This window comes from Haemophilus sp. THUN1691 (genome assembly GCF_059704425.1).
Genome location: NZ_AP046578.1, coordinates 1,774,166 through 1,788,779, shown reverse-complemented (window position 1 = coordinate 1,788,779; position 14,614 = coordinate 1,774,166). Strand labels below are relative to the sequence as shown.

Annotated in this window: 9 protein-coding genes and 2 rRNA genes; 8 read left to right on the top strand and 3 right to left on the bottom strand. The window is 39.4% G+C overall.

Features of this window, described 5'->3' with window-relative positions; genetic code table 11:
- The first annotated feature begins 18 nt into the window (after positions 1 to 18).
- The 3 genes from AC6H0J_RS08575 (at position 19) to AC6H0J_RS08565 (ending at position 4,006) form a co-directional block, all read left to right on the top strand.
- A 23S ribosomal RNA gene (locus AC6H0J_RS08575) occupies positions 19 to 2,917 on the top strand.
- 118 nt (positions 2,918 to 3,035) lie between these two features.
- Positions 3,036 to 3,151, top strand: a 5S ribosomal RNA gene (rrf, locus tag AC6H0J_RS08570).
- Between the two features lie 264 nt (positions 3,152 to 3,415).
- The gene (locus AC6H0J_RS08565) at positions 3,416 to 4,006 is read left to right on the top strand and encodes a uracil-DNA glycosylase family protein (RefSeq protein ID WP_046953549.1); all 591 of its coding nucleotides are present in this window, start codon (positions 3,416 to 3,418) and stop codon (positions 4,004 to 4,006) included.
- A 447-nt stretch (positions 4,007 to 4,453) separates the two neighbouring features.
- Here AC6H0J_RS08565 and AC6H0J_RS08560 read toward each other — a convergent pair whose 3' ends face one another.
- Positions 4,454 to 5,995 carry a peptide ABC transporter substrate-binding protein gene (locus tag AC6H0J_RS08560; protein WP_046953550.1) on the bottom strand — a complete coding sequence of 514 codons (1,542 nt, stop codon included), beginning with the start codon at positions 5,993 to 5,995 and terminating at the stop codon, positions 4,454 to 4,456.
- A complete protein-coding gene (locus tag AC6H0J_RS08555) occupies positions 5,988 to 6,350 on the bottom strand; it encodes a YbaN family protein (protein ID WP_005627297.1) in 363 nt (120 codons plus the stop codon). Before AC6H0J_RS08555 ends, AC6H0J_RS08560 begins: the two co-directional genes overlap by 8 nt.
- A 122-nt stretch (positions 6,351 to 6,472) precedes the next feature.
- Here AC6H0J_RS08555 and prlC point away from each other — a divergent pair, with 122 nt between their 5' ends.
- Positions 6,473 to 8,515, top strand: a complete 2,043-nt coding sequence (gene prlC / locus AC6H0J_RS08550) for an oligopeptidase A (RefSeq protein WP_032825572.1) — start codon at positions 6,473 to 6,475, stop codon at positions 8,513 to 8,515.
- Between the two features lie 100 nt (positions 8,516 to 8,615).
- Here prlC and AC6H0J_RS08545 read toward each other — a convergent pair whose 3' ends face one another.
- Entirely contained in the window at positions 8,616 to 10,418 is a 1,803-nt protein-coding gene (locus tag AC6H0J_RS08545) for an ATP-binding protein (RefSeq protein WP_497513518.1), read from the bottom strand.
- A gap of 283 nt (positions 10,419 to 10,701) precedes the next feature.
- Here AC6H0J_RS08545 and rsfS point away from each other — a divergent pair, with 283 nt between their 5' ends.
- Genes rsfS through rodA form a run of 4 tightly spaced genes read left to right on the top strand, consistent with a single transcriptional unit; the run spans position 10,702 to position 14,613 of the window.
- Positions 10,702 to 11,010, top strand: coding sequence for a ribosome silencing factor (rsfS, locus tag AC6H0J_RS08540; protein ID WP_005628770.1), 309 nt, complete (start codon positions 10,702 to 10,704; stop codon positions 11,008 to 11,010).
- A gap of 53 nt (positions 11,011 to 11,063) precedes the next feature.
- A complete protein-coding gene (rlmH, locus tag AC6H0J_RS08535) occupies positions 11,064 to 11,531 on the top strand; it encodes a 23S rRNA (pseudouridine(1915)-N(3))-methyltransferase RlmH (RefSeq protein ID WP_005649848.1) in 468 nt (155 codons plus the stop codon).
- 21 nt (positions 11,532 to 11,552) lie between these two features.
- Positions 11,553 to 13,508: a penicillin-binding protein 2 gene (gene mrdA, locus AC6H0J_RS08530; RefSeq protein WP_005628768.1), complete on the top strand. Its 1,956-nt coding sequence runs from the start codon at positions 11,553 to 11,555 to the stop codon at positions 13,506 to 13,508.
- Positions 13,498 to 14,613, top strand: a complete 1,116-nt coding sequence (rodA, locus tag AC6H0J_RS08525) for a rod shape-determining protein RodA (RefSeq protein WP_005628767.1) — start codon at positions 13,498 to 13,500, stop codon at positions 14,611 to 14,613. The genes mrdA and rodA overlap by 11 nt, the downstream gene beginning before the upstream one ends.
- The last annotated feature ends 1 nt before the right edge of the window (position 14,614 follow it).

Sequence of the window (14,614 nt, the reverse complement as noted above, 5' to 3'; positions counted from 1 at the left end):
AAACATTTGAGGTTGTATAGTTAAGTGACTAAGCGTACAAGGTGGATGCCTTGGCAATCAGAGGCGAAGAAGGACGTGCTAATCTGCGAAAAGCTTGGATGAGTCGATAAGAGGCGTTTAATCCAAGATATCCGAATGGGGAAACCCAGTAGATGAAGAATCTACTATCACTTACTGAATACATAGGTAGGTGAGGCAAACCGGGAGAACTGAAACATCTAAGTACCCCGAGGAAAAGAAATCAACCGAGATTTCGTCAGTAGCGGCGAGCGAAAGCGAAAGAGCCTGTTAATGATAGCAGCAGAGATAGAGGAATAAGCTGGGAAGCTTAGCGACACAGGGTGATAGCCCCGTACTCGACATCCAGGCTGTGGTACTAAGTTAACGATAAGTAGGGCGGGACACGTGATATCCTGTTTGAAGATGGGGGGACCATCCTCCAAGGCTAAATACTCCTGATTGACCGATAGTGAACCAGTACTGTGAAGGAAAGGCGAAAAGAACCCCGGTGAGGGGAGTGAAATAGAACCTGAAACCTTGTACGTACAAGCAGTGGGAGCCTGAAAGGGTGACTGCGTACCTTTTGTATAATGGGTCAGCGACTTATATTTTGTAGCGAGGTTAACCGAATAGGGGAGCCGAAGGGAAACCGAGTCTTAACTGGGCGAATAGTTGCAAGGTATAGACCCGAAACCCGGTGATCTAGCCATGGGCAGGTTGAAGGTTGGGTAACACTAACTGGAGGACCGAACCGACTAATGTTGAAAAATTAGCGGATGACTTGTGGCTGGGGGTGAAAGGCCAATCAAACCGGGAGATAGCTGGTTCTCCCCGAAATCTATTTAGGTAGAGCCTTGAGCGGACACCTTTGGGGGTAGAGCACTGTTTCGGCTAGGGGTCCATCCCGGATTACCAACCCGATGCAAACTACGAATACCAAAGAGTGATACTCAGGAGACACACGGCGGGTGCTAACGTCCGTCGTGGAGAGGGAAACAACCCAGACCGCCAGCTAAGGTCCCAAAGTCTATATTAAGTGGGAAACGAAGTGGGAAGGCTTAGACAGCTAGGATGTTGGCTTAGAAGCAGCCATCATTTAAAGAAAGCGTAATAGCTCACTAGTCGAGTCGGCCTGCGCGGAAGATGTAACGGGGCTCAAATATAGCACCGAAGCTGCGGCATCAGACGTAAGTCTGTTGGGTAGGGGAGCGTTCTGTAAGCGGATGAAGGTGGCTCGAGAGGGCTGCTGGACGTATCAGAAGTGCGAATGCTGACATAAGTAACGATAAAACGGGTGAAAAACCCGTTCGCCGGAAGACCAAGGGTTCCTGTCCAACGTTAATCGGGGCAGGGTGAGTCGGCCCCTAAGGCGAGGCTGAAAAGCGTAGTCGATGGGAAACAGGTTAATATTCCTGTACTTGGATAAACTGCGATGTGGGGACGGAGCAGGTTAGGTTATCGCACTGTTGGATATGTGCGTTTAAGTTGGTAGGTGGGAAGTTTAGGCAAATCCGGACTTCTATTAAACACTGAGAGATGATGACGAGGCTCTACGGAGCTGAAGTAACCGATACCACACTTCCAGGAAAAGCCACTAAGCTTCAGGTTTATCTAAACCGTACTGAAAACCGACACAGGTGGTCAGGTAGAGAATACTCAGGCGCTTGAGAGAACTCGGGTGAAGGAACTAGGCAAAATAGCACCGTAACTTCGGGAGAAGGTGCGCCGGCGTAGATTGTAGTCCCTCGCGGGCGAAGGTTGAACCGGTCGAAGATACCAGCTGGCTGCAACTGTTTATTAAAAACACAGCACTCTGCAAACACGAAAGTGGACGTATAGGGTGTGATGCCTGCCCGGTGCTGGAAGGTTAATTGATGGTGTAATCGAAAGAGAAGCTCCTGATCGAAGCCCCAGTAAACGGCGGCCGTAACTATAACGGTCCTAAGGTAGCGAAATTCCTTGTCGGGTAAGTTCCGACCTGCACGAATGGCATAATGATGGCCAGGCTGTCTCCACCCGAGACTCAGTGAAATTGAAATCGCCGTGAAGATGCGGTGTACCCGCGGCTAGACGGAAAGACCCCGTGAACCTTTACTATAGCTTGACACTGAACATTGAATTTTGATGTGTAGGATAGGTGGGAGACTTAGAAGTAGTCACGCCAGTGATTATGGAGTCGTCCTTGAAATACCACCCTTTAACGTTTGATGTTCTAACGAAGATTGCGGAACGCGGTCTCGGACAGTGTCTGGTGGGTAGTTTGACTGGGGCGGTCTCCTCCCAAAGAGTAACGGAGGAGCACGAAGGTTTGCTAATCACGGTCGGACATCGTGAGGTTAGTGCAATGGTATAAGCAAGCTTAACTGCGAGACAGACAAGTCGAGCAGGTACGAAAGTAGGTCATAGTGATCCGGTGGTTCTGAATGGAAGGGCCATCGCTCAACGGATAAAAGGTACTCCGGGGATAACAGGCTGATACCGCCCAAGAGTTCATATCGACGGCGGTGTTTGGCACCTCGATGTCGGCTCATCACATCCTGGGGCTGAAGTAGGTCCCAAGGGTATGGCTGTTCGCCATTTAAAGTGGTACGCGAGCTGGGTTTAGAACGTCGTGAGACAGTTCGGTCCCTATCTGCCGTGGGCGTTGGAGAATTGGTTGGGGCTGCTCCTAGTACGAGAGGACCGGAGTGGACGCACCACTGGTGTTCCGGTTGTGTCGCCAGACGCATTGCCGGGTAGCTAAGTGCGGAAGAGATAAGTGCTGAAAGCATCTAAGCACGAAACTTGCCAAGAGATGAGTTCTCCCAGATTATAAATCTGTAAGGGTTGTTTAAGACTAAGACGTAGATAGGTGCGGTGTGTAAGTGTAGTGATACATTGAGCTAACGCATACTAATTGCCCGAGAGGCTTAACTATACAACGCTCAAGTGTTTTTGGAAAACAGAGTGAAAGAAAAAGAAATTAACTAAACGTTCAGCTTGTGGCCAATGAAGAACATAGATAGAATTTAAAATAAACGTTATCAAAGAATTATCCTGGCGGCGATAGTGCGGTGGAACCACCTGACACCATACCGAACTCAGAAGTGAAACGCTGTAATGCCGATGGTAGTGTGGGGCTTCCCCATGTGAGAGTAGGGCACCGCCAGGTTACCAAATACTTATCTAAGTTAAATTAAATAAAAAAGAAGAACCCCGTGTCGAAAGATATGGGGTTTTTGTTTTTTACAATCTACTTATTATTTCATGAAAAGAATTAAAGCAGGAAATAGAGATTTTATTTCAGCACTAAGTTTTTAGTCTTGTATTGCCTACAATATAGTTTTAATAAATATACCTATTTATATCATTTAGAGTTTGGATTTTTCATATTTTTTAAATAGACTTTATACACTCATTTCTAATGACAGCCATTATGTTTAAAACTTTAGACGAAATAACTTCAAGTATTATCGCTGATCCTCAAAATAAAAATTTTACAGAACGTGGAATTTTCCCTTTATTTTCGGCTCCTAAAATAGCTCGAATTAATATCGTTGGTCAAGCTCCAGGGTTAAAAGCTGAGCAGACTCGTTTATATTGGAATGATAAAAGCGGTGATCGTCTGCGTGATTGGCTAGGTGTGGATTACGATTATTTTTATAATTCTGGGATGTTTGCGGTTCTTCCTATGGATTTTTATTATCCTGGAAAAGGTAAATCTGGTGACTTACCACCTCGTCAAGGTTTTGCAGAAAAATGGCATCCGATAATTTTAGAGCACCTGCCTAATATTCAGCTCACTATTCTTATTGGGCAATATGCACAGAAATATTATCTACCTGAAAACAAAGATAATGTAACTGGGACTGTAAAAAATTATCGTCAATGCTTACCGCACTTTATGCCTCTCGTGCATCCTTCCCCACGTAATCAGCTTTGGGTAAGAAAGAATCCTTGGTTTCTAGAGCAAGTTATTCCTGAATTACAAATGTTAGTAAGATATATCATTAATGATAAAGATTAAGTATTTTTATATGAATACATACATAGCTTATTTATTATTACAGTTATGAAATATGGAGGCCTATAGGATCAAATAGTTGCTAAAAATGTGCTTAACTCCCTATATTATGAATATATTTTTACTTATGAGAAATATATAGAATTAAATATTGAAAAAACTACAAATAGGATAAAAGGACGGTTTAAGGTGCTTGAGAATAAATTACGCTACTCACGTTAGTTTAACGAGAAAGCATAAGATCTTATTTATGCAGGATTTTTCAAATAAAAAAGCTGGTAAGGATTATAAAATTTAATTCTTACAAGCTATTCTTTCCCACATGCCAATATTGAAAGTAGTTTCAATAGTATATATGGCAGAATTAATACTTATAAAGTAAAGATCTCTAATTATGATCCAGGTAAAATAGTATGGTTTTTATTTTTAATCATAGTTAATCTAAAATTACTAATTTTTAACCTTTCGCCACAAATTTTTACTATAAATGGTTCCAACAGAATTCGCTTGTGCGCCCATTATACTTGGCGTAAGATAAACTGGCGTATTATATTGAAAAATGGGTAACACTAAATATTCTTGTTGAACTATCCCTTTTAATTTCGCGTAATTTTCTAACCGCACTTTTTCGGATGTTGTCGTCATTGCACTTTCAAATAAACGATCAAATTCTGCATTTTTATAGCCATTTTTGTTATCAGGGCTTTTGGAATAGAACAAATTTAAGAAAGCGACAGGATCATTAAAATCTGCGCACCAACCTGATCGAATTAATTGAAAATCGCCTTTTGTGCGAGCCGTTTGCAATTCTTGCCAACTCATCCCTTGATGTTCAACTCGTAATAAATCTGATTGCGATAACTGACGATTTAATCGCGTTGCAATGGTTTGATTCAGAGACGAATCATCATAACGAATGCGTAATTTCAACGGGTTAGTTTCACTAATTTGATTATGGGGAAGAAGCTGTTCTGCAACAACTGGCTCCCAAACAGATTCTTGCTCACCTAGCATAGATTTAGGTAAAAAAGTATTACTTGGATGAAGATGAGAAATATCTGCAACCAAATTTTTCGTAGAAATCATCGAAGCAATCGCTTTTCTTATCGCACTTTTTTGCAACATAGGATCGGCAAGATTAAACTCATAGAAGTAAGTACAAAGTTGCGGATAATCTTGGATATTTTGAACTGTTTTTTGCGGATTTATTACAACATCAAAATCAGACAAATCTCTATCTGCTGCAATTTTTTGATACTTCACTTGCTGAAATATCACTTTTTCCTTTGCCCAATAATAAGGATTGGCAGTTAAAATATGCTGATTTTCAGCCTGGCTTTGTAATTGATAGGCGCCATTGCTGATAAGCATTTCAGGCGATTTTGTATAGCGAGGCAAAAGGCTGACGTGCGCCAGCATAGAAGGTATATATGGCGATGCTTTATCTAATTCAATGCGTAAAGTGCGGTCATTTTCAGCGAACAATCCAAGCGATTCCACAGTTAGTGTTTTTTCCAATACTGCCTTCGCATTTTTCAGATTCATGAAAGCCAAATAATTTTTAAGTGGACTTTCAGATTGAGAAAGTGCTTGCCAAGATTGTACAAAATCAGAGGCAGTCACCGCTTCACCATTTGACCATTTGGCATTTTCACGCAAAATGAAAATCCACGTTTTATTATCTTTAGTTTGCCAGCTTTCTGCCACGGCAGGAACAAGATTACCTTGGGCATCATAAGCTGTTAAGCCCTCAAAAAGATCCCGTAATAATTGCGTTTGTTCTTCGTTTTGTGCTTGCCAAGGTTGCAAAGTAAAATCGCTATAAACACCACGTTTTAATTCAACTCGGTTAGATTCCAATTGAGTATTTTTAGGTGTCTCAACTTGTGGTGAAGCAGATTTTGGATTATCCAATTTATCACAAGCCACCACCGTAAAAATGATAGAAAGAATAACTGTACTTCGCTGGCACAAAGCGAGAAAATTATTCATTTTCAGTTTTAATCCAAAACAAGAAGAACCAATACTTAATACAAATCAACGCTGCAATAACGCTACGCCCTATTACGCTTGGCGTGAAATAAAAACCAATAAGCAACATTGTGGTCGAAAAACTCAAAATATAAATTTTGGTATTTTTCTTTAATGATCGATTTTCATTAAAAGACTTAAGATGTTTTTGATAAATACTTGTGCCTAAAAACCATTGTTCTAAGCGTTTTGAACCTTTTGTAAAGAAAAATAAGGTAAGCAATAAAAAAGGCGTGGTCGGTAAAATAGGAAGGAAAATTCCAATGATGCCAAGTGCAAGAGAAAGAAAACCTAAAACAATGTAAATAAACTTCATAATGTTCCTAATAAAAAGAAAATGCGAACCATTATTACTGATTTTTTAGATTTTTCAACCTTGATATTATAGAATTTGCCGTCACATAAAGAGTAATTTTCAAAAAAGGAACATTTATGTCTATGTCAAATCCATTACTTAACATTCAAGGCCTACCGCCATTTTCACAAATAAAACCAGAACATATTCAACCGGCTGTTGAAAAATTAATTCAAGATTGTCGCAATACGATAGAACAAGTGTTAAAACAACCGCACTTTACTTGGGAAAATTTCATTTTGCCTTTAACGGAAACCAATGATCGCTTAAACCGAGCTTGGTCACCCGTTTCTCATCTCAATTCAGTAAAAAACAGTGCTGAATTACGTGAAGCCTATCAAGTGTGCTTGCCGTTACTTTCTGAATACAGCACTTGGGTTGGTCAGCATAAAGGGCTTTATAATGCCTATTTGGCGTTAAAAAATAGTGCTGAATTTACTGACTATTCTATTGCGCAAAAGAAAGCCATTGAAAATTCACTGCGTGATTTTGAACTTTCAGGTATCGGGCTTTCAGAAGACAAACAACAACGTTATGGCGAAATTGTGACGCGCTTATCGGAATTAAATTCACAATTTAGCAATAACGTATTAGATGCCACCATGGGTTGGGAAAAACTCATTGAAAACGAAGCAGAACTTGCTGGGTTACCTGAATCTGCACTACAAGCTGCACAACAATCTGCCGAAAGTAAAGGATTAAAAGGCTATCGTTTTACGTTAGAAATTCCAAGTTATTTGCCTGTGATGACTTACTGTGAAAATCGTGCATTGCGTGAAGAAATGTACCATGCTTATGCAACACGCGCCTCAGAACAAGGCCCTAATGCTGGCAAATGGGACAACAGTAAAGTTATGGAAGAAATTCTTACATTACGCGTAGAGCTAGCAAAATTACTCGGTTTTAATACTTACACCGAACTTTCACTTGCCACCAAAATGGCAGAAAACCCACAACAAGTGCTCAATTTCTTAGATCATCTTGCCGAACGTGCCAAACCACAAGGCGAAAAAGAACTGCAAGAATTGAGAGATTACTGCGAAAAAGAATTTGGTGTCACTGAACTTGCGCCTTGGGATATTGGTTTTTACAGCGAAAAACAAAAACAACATTTATATGCCATTAATGATGAAGAACTTCGCCCATATTTTCCTGAAAATCGCGTAATTTCGGGATTGTTTGAATTGATTAAACGTATTTTCAATATTCGTGCAGTTGAACGCAAAGGCGTGGATACTTGGCATAAAGATGTGCGCTTCTTTGATTTAATTGATGAAAACGATCAACTCCGTGGCAGTTTCTATCTTGATTTATATGCGCGTGAACACAAACGTGGCGGGGCTTGGATGGATGATTGTATCGGACGTAAGCGTAAACTGGATGGCAGCATTCAAACTCCTGTGGCTTATTTAACTTGCAACTTCAATGCACCTATAGGGAATAAACCAGCCTTATTTACGCACGATGAAGTCACCACGCTATTCCATGAATTTGGTCACGGCATTCATCATATGCTCACGCAAATTGATGTCTCCGATGTAGCGGGTATTAACGGCGTGCCTTGGGATGCTGTGGAATTACCAAGTCAATTTATGGAAAACTGGTGCTGGGAAGAAGAGGCTTTAGCGTTTATTTCAGGACATTACGAAACAGGCGAGCCGTTGCCAAAAGAAAAACTTATGCAATTATTAAAAGCGAAAAATTTTCAAGCTGCGATGTTTATCTTGCGCCAACTTGAATTTGGGATTTTTGATTTCCGTTTGCATCACACCTTTGATGCGGAAAAAACCAATCAAATTTTAGAGACACTTAAAGCGGTGAAATCACAAGTTGCCGTCATAAAAGGTGTAGATTGGGCAAGAACTCCGCACAGCTTCAGCCATATTTTTGCAGGGGGCTACGCCGCAGGTTATTACAGCTATTTATGGGCTGAAGTCTTATCAGCAGATGCTTATTCTCGCTTTGAAGAAGAAGGTATTTTCAACCCAATCACTGGCAAATCATTCTTAGATGAAATTCTCACTCGTGGTGGCTCTGAAGAACCAATGGAACTCTTCAAACGCTTCCGTGGCCGTGAACCGCAATTAGATGCGTTGTTAAGACATAAAGGAATATTAAATAGATAATTAAAATAAAAACAGAATACCCGGCCAAAGCCGGGTTATTTTTATCTTATAAGATCAGACTATAAACCACCTTTGATATCTAAATAAATTCCTAAAAGGATTATTCCTCAACTTTACAAAATTTAGCTAAATCTTCTACATTTTCTAACCAATGATTCCCCATTTCATCAATCAATTCTCCACAATTAAAAATATCAGAATTTTTAGCCGCACTTTCTAAAGCATCCGCTAATTGACGTAAATGATTTAACCCTACTGATGCCGCAGCCCCTTTAATTTTATGGGCAGTATCTTCTGTGTCTTTCATATTATCTTTTGATAATTGAGTCAGATAATTTGGCATAGTTTGTTTGAATAAAGATAAATTTTCTAAAATTTGTTTTTTTCCAAGTGTTTCTATCAGCTCTAAATCAAACTGTTCTGAAAGCTCATTATCATCATTCATGTCTATAATAGATTCGCTTTCATCCGCAAAAAATTGCTGCAAACAATGGTGTAAATCCTTAATTGAAATGGGTTTGCGTAATACGCCATCCATGCCCATTTCTAAATATTCTTGCTCGCTTTGCATAACATTGGCAGTAAAAGCAATCATTGGCGGTAAAAAATCATAAATACCGTTCTCATAATTCTCTCGCAAATATTGGGCGATTTCAAAACCACTCATATCTGGTAATTTAATATCTAGCAATAAAATGTCGTAAACATTTTTCTCAAATAAAGTGATCGCCTGCTTGCCATTTGTCGCAACATCAACATGATGCCCAAGTTTTTCTAAAATAGTTTTCGCAACCATAATATTGAGGTCAACATCCTCCACTAAAAGAATGTTCAAGGATGGAATATTTTTCTTAACGGATTCTTTTTCAGAACTTTCCTGAGCATGGAGAGTAAGATGGAAAGTAGCGCCTTTTCCTCGCTCACTTTCAACTGTTAAATCTCCTTCCATTAACTGAGCGAGATTTTTAGAAATAGCCAACCCAATACCGCTACCCGCACTTTGCTGACGACTTTCTTTCACTTGATAATACATTTCAAAAATATGTTTTTGTTCTTCAGGTGAAATCCCCATTCCTGTATCTTTCACAATAAAATGGTAACAATCCTGATTTCTCATAATTTTAAGAATAATATTTCCCTGATCGGTAAACTTCACCGCATTACTAATTAAGTTCCACAAAATTTGGCTCAAGCGAACACGATCAAGATTCAACCAATTAGGCAAATTAGGTTCAAGCTCTAAAGAAAAAATAAGATTTTTTTGTTTAGCAAGGAAACTAGCAAAATTATAAATATCGTTTAATAAGGCGGGGAAATCTGTTGGCTGGCGATTTAATTCAATTCGACTGGCATCAATTTTTTCCAAATCAATAATATCGCTAAAAATATAGCCTAAACTGACCGCACTTATGTTGATAGTTTTTAAATAATTACGCTGGCGATCATCCAATTCATCATCAAGTAAAATCTGGCTAAGCCCCACAATCCCATTCAATGGCGTGCGCAATTCATGGCTTATTGTGGCAAGTAAGGTGCTTTTATCACGGCTATTTTTTTCTAACTTTTCCAATGCTTGGGATAATTTTTTCTGAGCGGCAATTCGCTCTGCGACCTCATTTTCCAACCGATTCACCGAGCTAGAAAGATCAAGACGAGAATGTTCAAGCTTTTCGACCAATAAAGTGAAAAAATAAATAACAAAAGGCGCAGTGAGTAAGCCAAAAGTTACCGAACGAAAAATATCTACCCAAGAAATCTGATGAACAATAAATAAACTAAATAAAATCTGAGTACAAAGTGCTAAAACCGCAAGAATCATCACGCCTAAAAGAGAAAAACGAAGGCGCCCAAGACGAATAACCCAATCCACATAACTCTGAGCAAAATATTTGAAACTTTTCATCGAATCTCCTAAAACATTATTACTGTTATCGAAAGTCCATGGCTAATCTGATTTCGAAGGATTATATTTCCCTCACTCAGAAAGTGAATTTTGTAATTTATAGGACTTGACTCTTTAGTTTACCTTGAATATAGCCATAATTGTAATAATGAATAGATTAGTTTTAAGTTTTTATGGTGGGGGGATTTATTAAAATATTAAAACATACTTGTTTTGCGTGGATTTTGCGCGAGAGGGTATTAAATGATAGAATCTCGCACTTTTATTGCGAAGCGAGAACAAAATGGCATTAGTTGAATTTTTGATGAAAACCTTAGATGGGTTAAAGGGAACAGATATTGTACATTTTGATGTACGTGGAAAATCATCGATTACCGATAATATGATTATTTGCACGGGGACGTCGAGCCGCCAAGTTTCTGCAATGGCAGATAATTTAATTACAGAATGTAAAAAAGCAGGTTTTGAAACTTTTGGTGAAGAAGGTAAAAATACTGCAGATTGGATTGTGGTGGATCTTGGTCAAGCAATCGTACATATCATGCAACGTGACGCGCGTGAAATGTATCAATTAGAGAAACTTTGGGCGTAAATTTTAGTAAAGTGCGGTGAAAAATAACCGCACTTTTTAGATAAGGATGACTTGTGAAAATCACGTTAATTGCTGTCGGAACAAAAATGCCTTCTTGGGTTACAACGGGTTTTGAGGAATATCAACGCCGTTTTCCTAAAGATATGCCTTTTGAACTGATTGAAATCCCAGCAGGCAAGCGTGGAAAAAATGCTGATATTAAACGTATTTTAGAACAAGAAGGTAAAGCGATGTTAGCTGCCTGTGGGAAAGGTAAAGTCGTGACGTTAGACATTCCAGGTAAACCTTGGACCACACCACAGTTAGCCGAGCAACTAGAAGCGTGGAAAAACGATGGCCGTGATGTATGTTTGTTGATCGGGGGACCTGAGGGACTTTCACCTGAATGTAAAGCAGCTGCAGAACAAAGTTGGTCGCTTTCACCTTTGACATTACCTCATCCGCTTGTTCGTGTTGTGGTGGCTGAAAGTTTATATCGAGCGTGGTCGCTCACGACTAATCATCCTTATCACCGAGAATAGTAAATCCTCATTTTTAGTCAGATGAATTTAAAACGATTCTTCAATACGTCAACTCATGAACCGTTCCGCGATAAAAAAGCGGAGCGTAACCTTTTTGCACGCCGAACTTTTGTGGCTTTTTCGGGGATTTTGTTGCTAACAGGCGTGTTATTTACCAATATTTATCAGCTACAGATTGTTAATTTCGATACTTACCAAACTCGTTCTAATGGTAACCGAATTAAATTATTACCTTTACCTCCAACACGTGGCTTAATCTATGATCGTTACGGTAAATTATTAGCCGAAAATCTTACTTTTTTTGGTTTATACATTGTGCCAGAAAAAACCGAAAATTTAGACCGCACTTTAGATGAATTACGCTACATTGTGGGATTGACGGATAACGATATTGAAAATTTTAAAAAGGAACGTCGCCGCGGAACACGTTACACGCCTATTTTATTGAAACCGAATTTAACAGAAGAACAAATCGCACGTTTTGCAGTGAGTGGCTATCAATACCCGAGTTTAGATGTACGTCCTTATTTCAAACGCTATTACTTATATGGCGAGATTATGACGCATATTTTAGGCTATGTGGGCAAAATCAATGATAAAGACGTTGAACGTTTGAAAAAAGATGAAAAATTTGCCAATTATTCTGGTAGCAATGATATGGGCAAATTGGGGATTGAACGCTATTACGAAGATGCGTTACATGGCACAACAGGTTTTGAAGAAGTAGAAATTAATAATCGTGGTAAAGTTATTCGCAAGTTACGTGAACAACCTTCAGTAGCAGGAAAAAGCATTTATCTTACTATCGATTTAGAGTTGCAGCGTTACATCACAGATCTTTTGGCAGGGCAAAAAGGCGCGATTGTTGTATTGGATCCTAAAGATAGTGGTGTGCTGGCTATGGTATCCACGCCAAGTTATGACAATAATTTGTTTGTTGATGGTATTTCCTCAGAAGATTATAAGCGCCTATTAAATGATCCAGCTCGTCCGCTTTATAGTCGAGCGACCCAAGGTGTGTACCCTCCTGCTTCTACGGTGAAACCTTTTATTGCAGTAGCTGCACAAACTGAAAATGTGATTAGTCAAAATACGACGATTTTTGACCCTGGCTATTGGGTATTGCCAAATACGACTAAGCGATTCCGAGATTGGAAAAAGAGCGGTCATGGTTATACAGATTTAAATAAAGCAATTACAGAATCATCCGATACTTATTTTTATCAAGTGGCTCATAGTATGGGAATTGATAGTCTTTCTGATTGGATGAAACGATTTGGCTTTGGTATGCCAACTGGGATTGAAATTCAAGAGGAAACGGCAGCCAATATGCCAACGCGCGAATGGAAACAAAAACGTTATAAACGTCCTTGGGTACTAGGTGATACTATTTCTGTGGGGATTGGTCAAGGGTATTGGACTGCGACACCATTACAAGTAGCAAAAGCAACAGCTGTATTGGTGAACAATGGAAAGGTGAATACCCCACATTTGATGAAAGCAATTGAAGTATCTACTCTAAAACCTTATGAAGATCCTTTGCTTTATCCTGATATTACAGAGGCTAAACAAAGCTATTGGGATGCTGCAAAACGTGGAATGTATAATGTTGTCAATTCAGCTTTAGGGACGGGGAGAAAGGCTTTTGCTGGAGCAAACTATCGTGTAGCAGGAAAATCAGGTACTGCTCAAGTGTTTAGTTTAAAAGAAAATGAAAAATACAATGCGGCGGGATTGAAAAAAGAACTACATGATCACGCATGGTTTACCGCATATGCGCCTTATGAAAACCCTAGATTGGTTGTGACAGTTATTTTAGAGAATGCGGGTGGTGGATCAAGTAATGCCGCACCCTTAGCGCGTAAAGTGATGGATTACTATTTAAATCAGCGTTTACCACAAGTTGAAAAATATAATGCAACCATTCAGCAAAAAGAAGATTTACCACAAGAGAGAGAGCAAATAAATGGAAGATAAAATCCCTTTCTGGTTGCGCGCATGGCAACGTTTGCATATTGATTTTTGGCTTTTTATTGGCTTAGTTGCAATAACAGCCTATGGCATGCTTGTGCTTTATAGTGCCACTGGTGCGAGTGAAACTATGTTTAACAACCGGATTATTCAGGTTTTTCTTGGATTTACTGTTATGCTCGTCATGGCACAATTTCCACCTAAATTTTATCAACGCATTGCGCCTTATCTTTATCTGATAGGCTTTATCATGTTGATTTTAGTCGATGCTATTGGAACAACCAGTAAAGGGGCACAGCGTTGGCTTGATCTTGGATTTATTCGTTTTCAACCCTCTGAAATTGTAAAGCTTGCGGTTCCATTAATGGTTGCTGTGTATTTAGGTAATCGACCACTTCCACCTAAATTAAGTGAAACATTTATTGCGATTGCAATGATTATGATTCCGACTTTACTTGTGGCTATACAACCAGATTTAGGCACATCAATTTTGGTAAGTGCGTCAGGTTTATTTGTAGTATTTTTAGCGGGAATGAGTTGGTGGCTAATTTTAGCAGCAGTGATTGGCTTAGCTGGATTTATTCCGATCATGTGGCTATATCTAATGCACGATTATCAACGCACTCGCGTTCTCACATTATTGGATCCAGAAAAAGATCCTCTCGGTGCCGGCTATCATATTTTACAATCAAAGATTGCGATTGGTTCTGGGGGGCTTTGGGGAAAAGGCTGGATGCAGGGTACGCAATCTCAGCTTGAATTCTTACCTGAACCTCATACAGATTTTATTTTTGCTGTAATGAGTGAAGAACATGGAATGATTGGTTTTCTTATTTTGATCTCCATTTATATGTTCATTATTGTACGTGGTTTGATTATTGCTGTGAACGCGCAAACTTCTTTTGGGCGAATTCTTGCTGGTGCAACGACGTTAATTTTCTTTGTCTATGTGTTTGTTAACATAGGCATGGTAAGTGGTATTTTGCCTGTAGTGGGTGTGCCATTACCTTTATTCAGCTATGGCGGTACATCTTACGTTGCTATTATGGCTGCTTTTGGCTTGGTGATGTCAGTTCATACACATCAAGTAAAATTTATGAAAGGGAACTAAT

Bases quoted from the DNA above. Each gene is read 5' to 3' on its own strand.
- mrdA (WP_005628768.1), top strand. From the start codon at position 11,553: ATGAATTTAAAACGATTCTTCAATACGTCAACTCATGAACCGTTCCGC.
- rodA (WP_005628767.1), top strand. From the start codon at position 13,498: ATGGAAGATAAAATCCCTTTCTGGTTGCGCGCATGGCAACGTTTGCAT.
- rsfS (WP_005628770.1), top strand. From the start codon at position 10,702: ATGGCATTAGTTGAATTTTTGATGAAAACCTTAGATGGGTTAAAGGGA.
- AC6H0J_RS08545 (WP_497513518.1), bottom strand. From the start codon at position 10,418: ATGAAAAGTTTCAAATATTTTGCTCAGAGTTATGTGGATTGGGTTATT.
- AC6H0J_RS08565 (WP_046953549.1), top strand. From the start codon at position 3,416: ATGTTTAAAACTTTAGACGAAATAACTTCAAGTATTATCGCTGATCCT.
- AC6H0J_RS08560 (WP_046953550.1), bottom strand. From the start codon at position 5,995: ATGAATAATTTTCTCGCTTTGTGCCAGCGAAGTACAGTTATTCTTTCT.
- prlC (WP_032825572.1), top strand. From the start codon at position 6,473: ATGTCAAATCCATTACTTAACATTCAAGGCCTACCGCCATTTTCACAA.
- AC6H0J_RS08555 (WP_005627297.1), bottom strand. From the start codon at position 6,350: ATGAAGTTTATTTACATTGTTTTAGGTTTTCTTTCTCTTGCACTTGGC.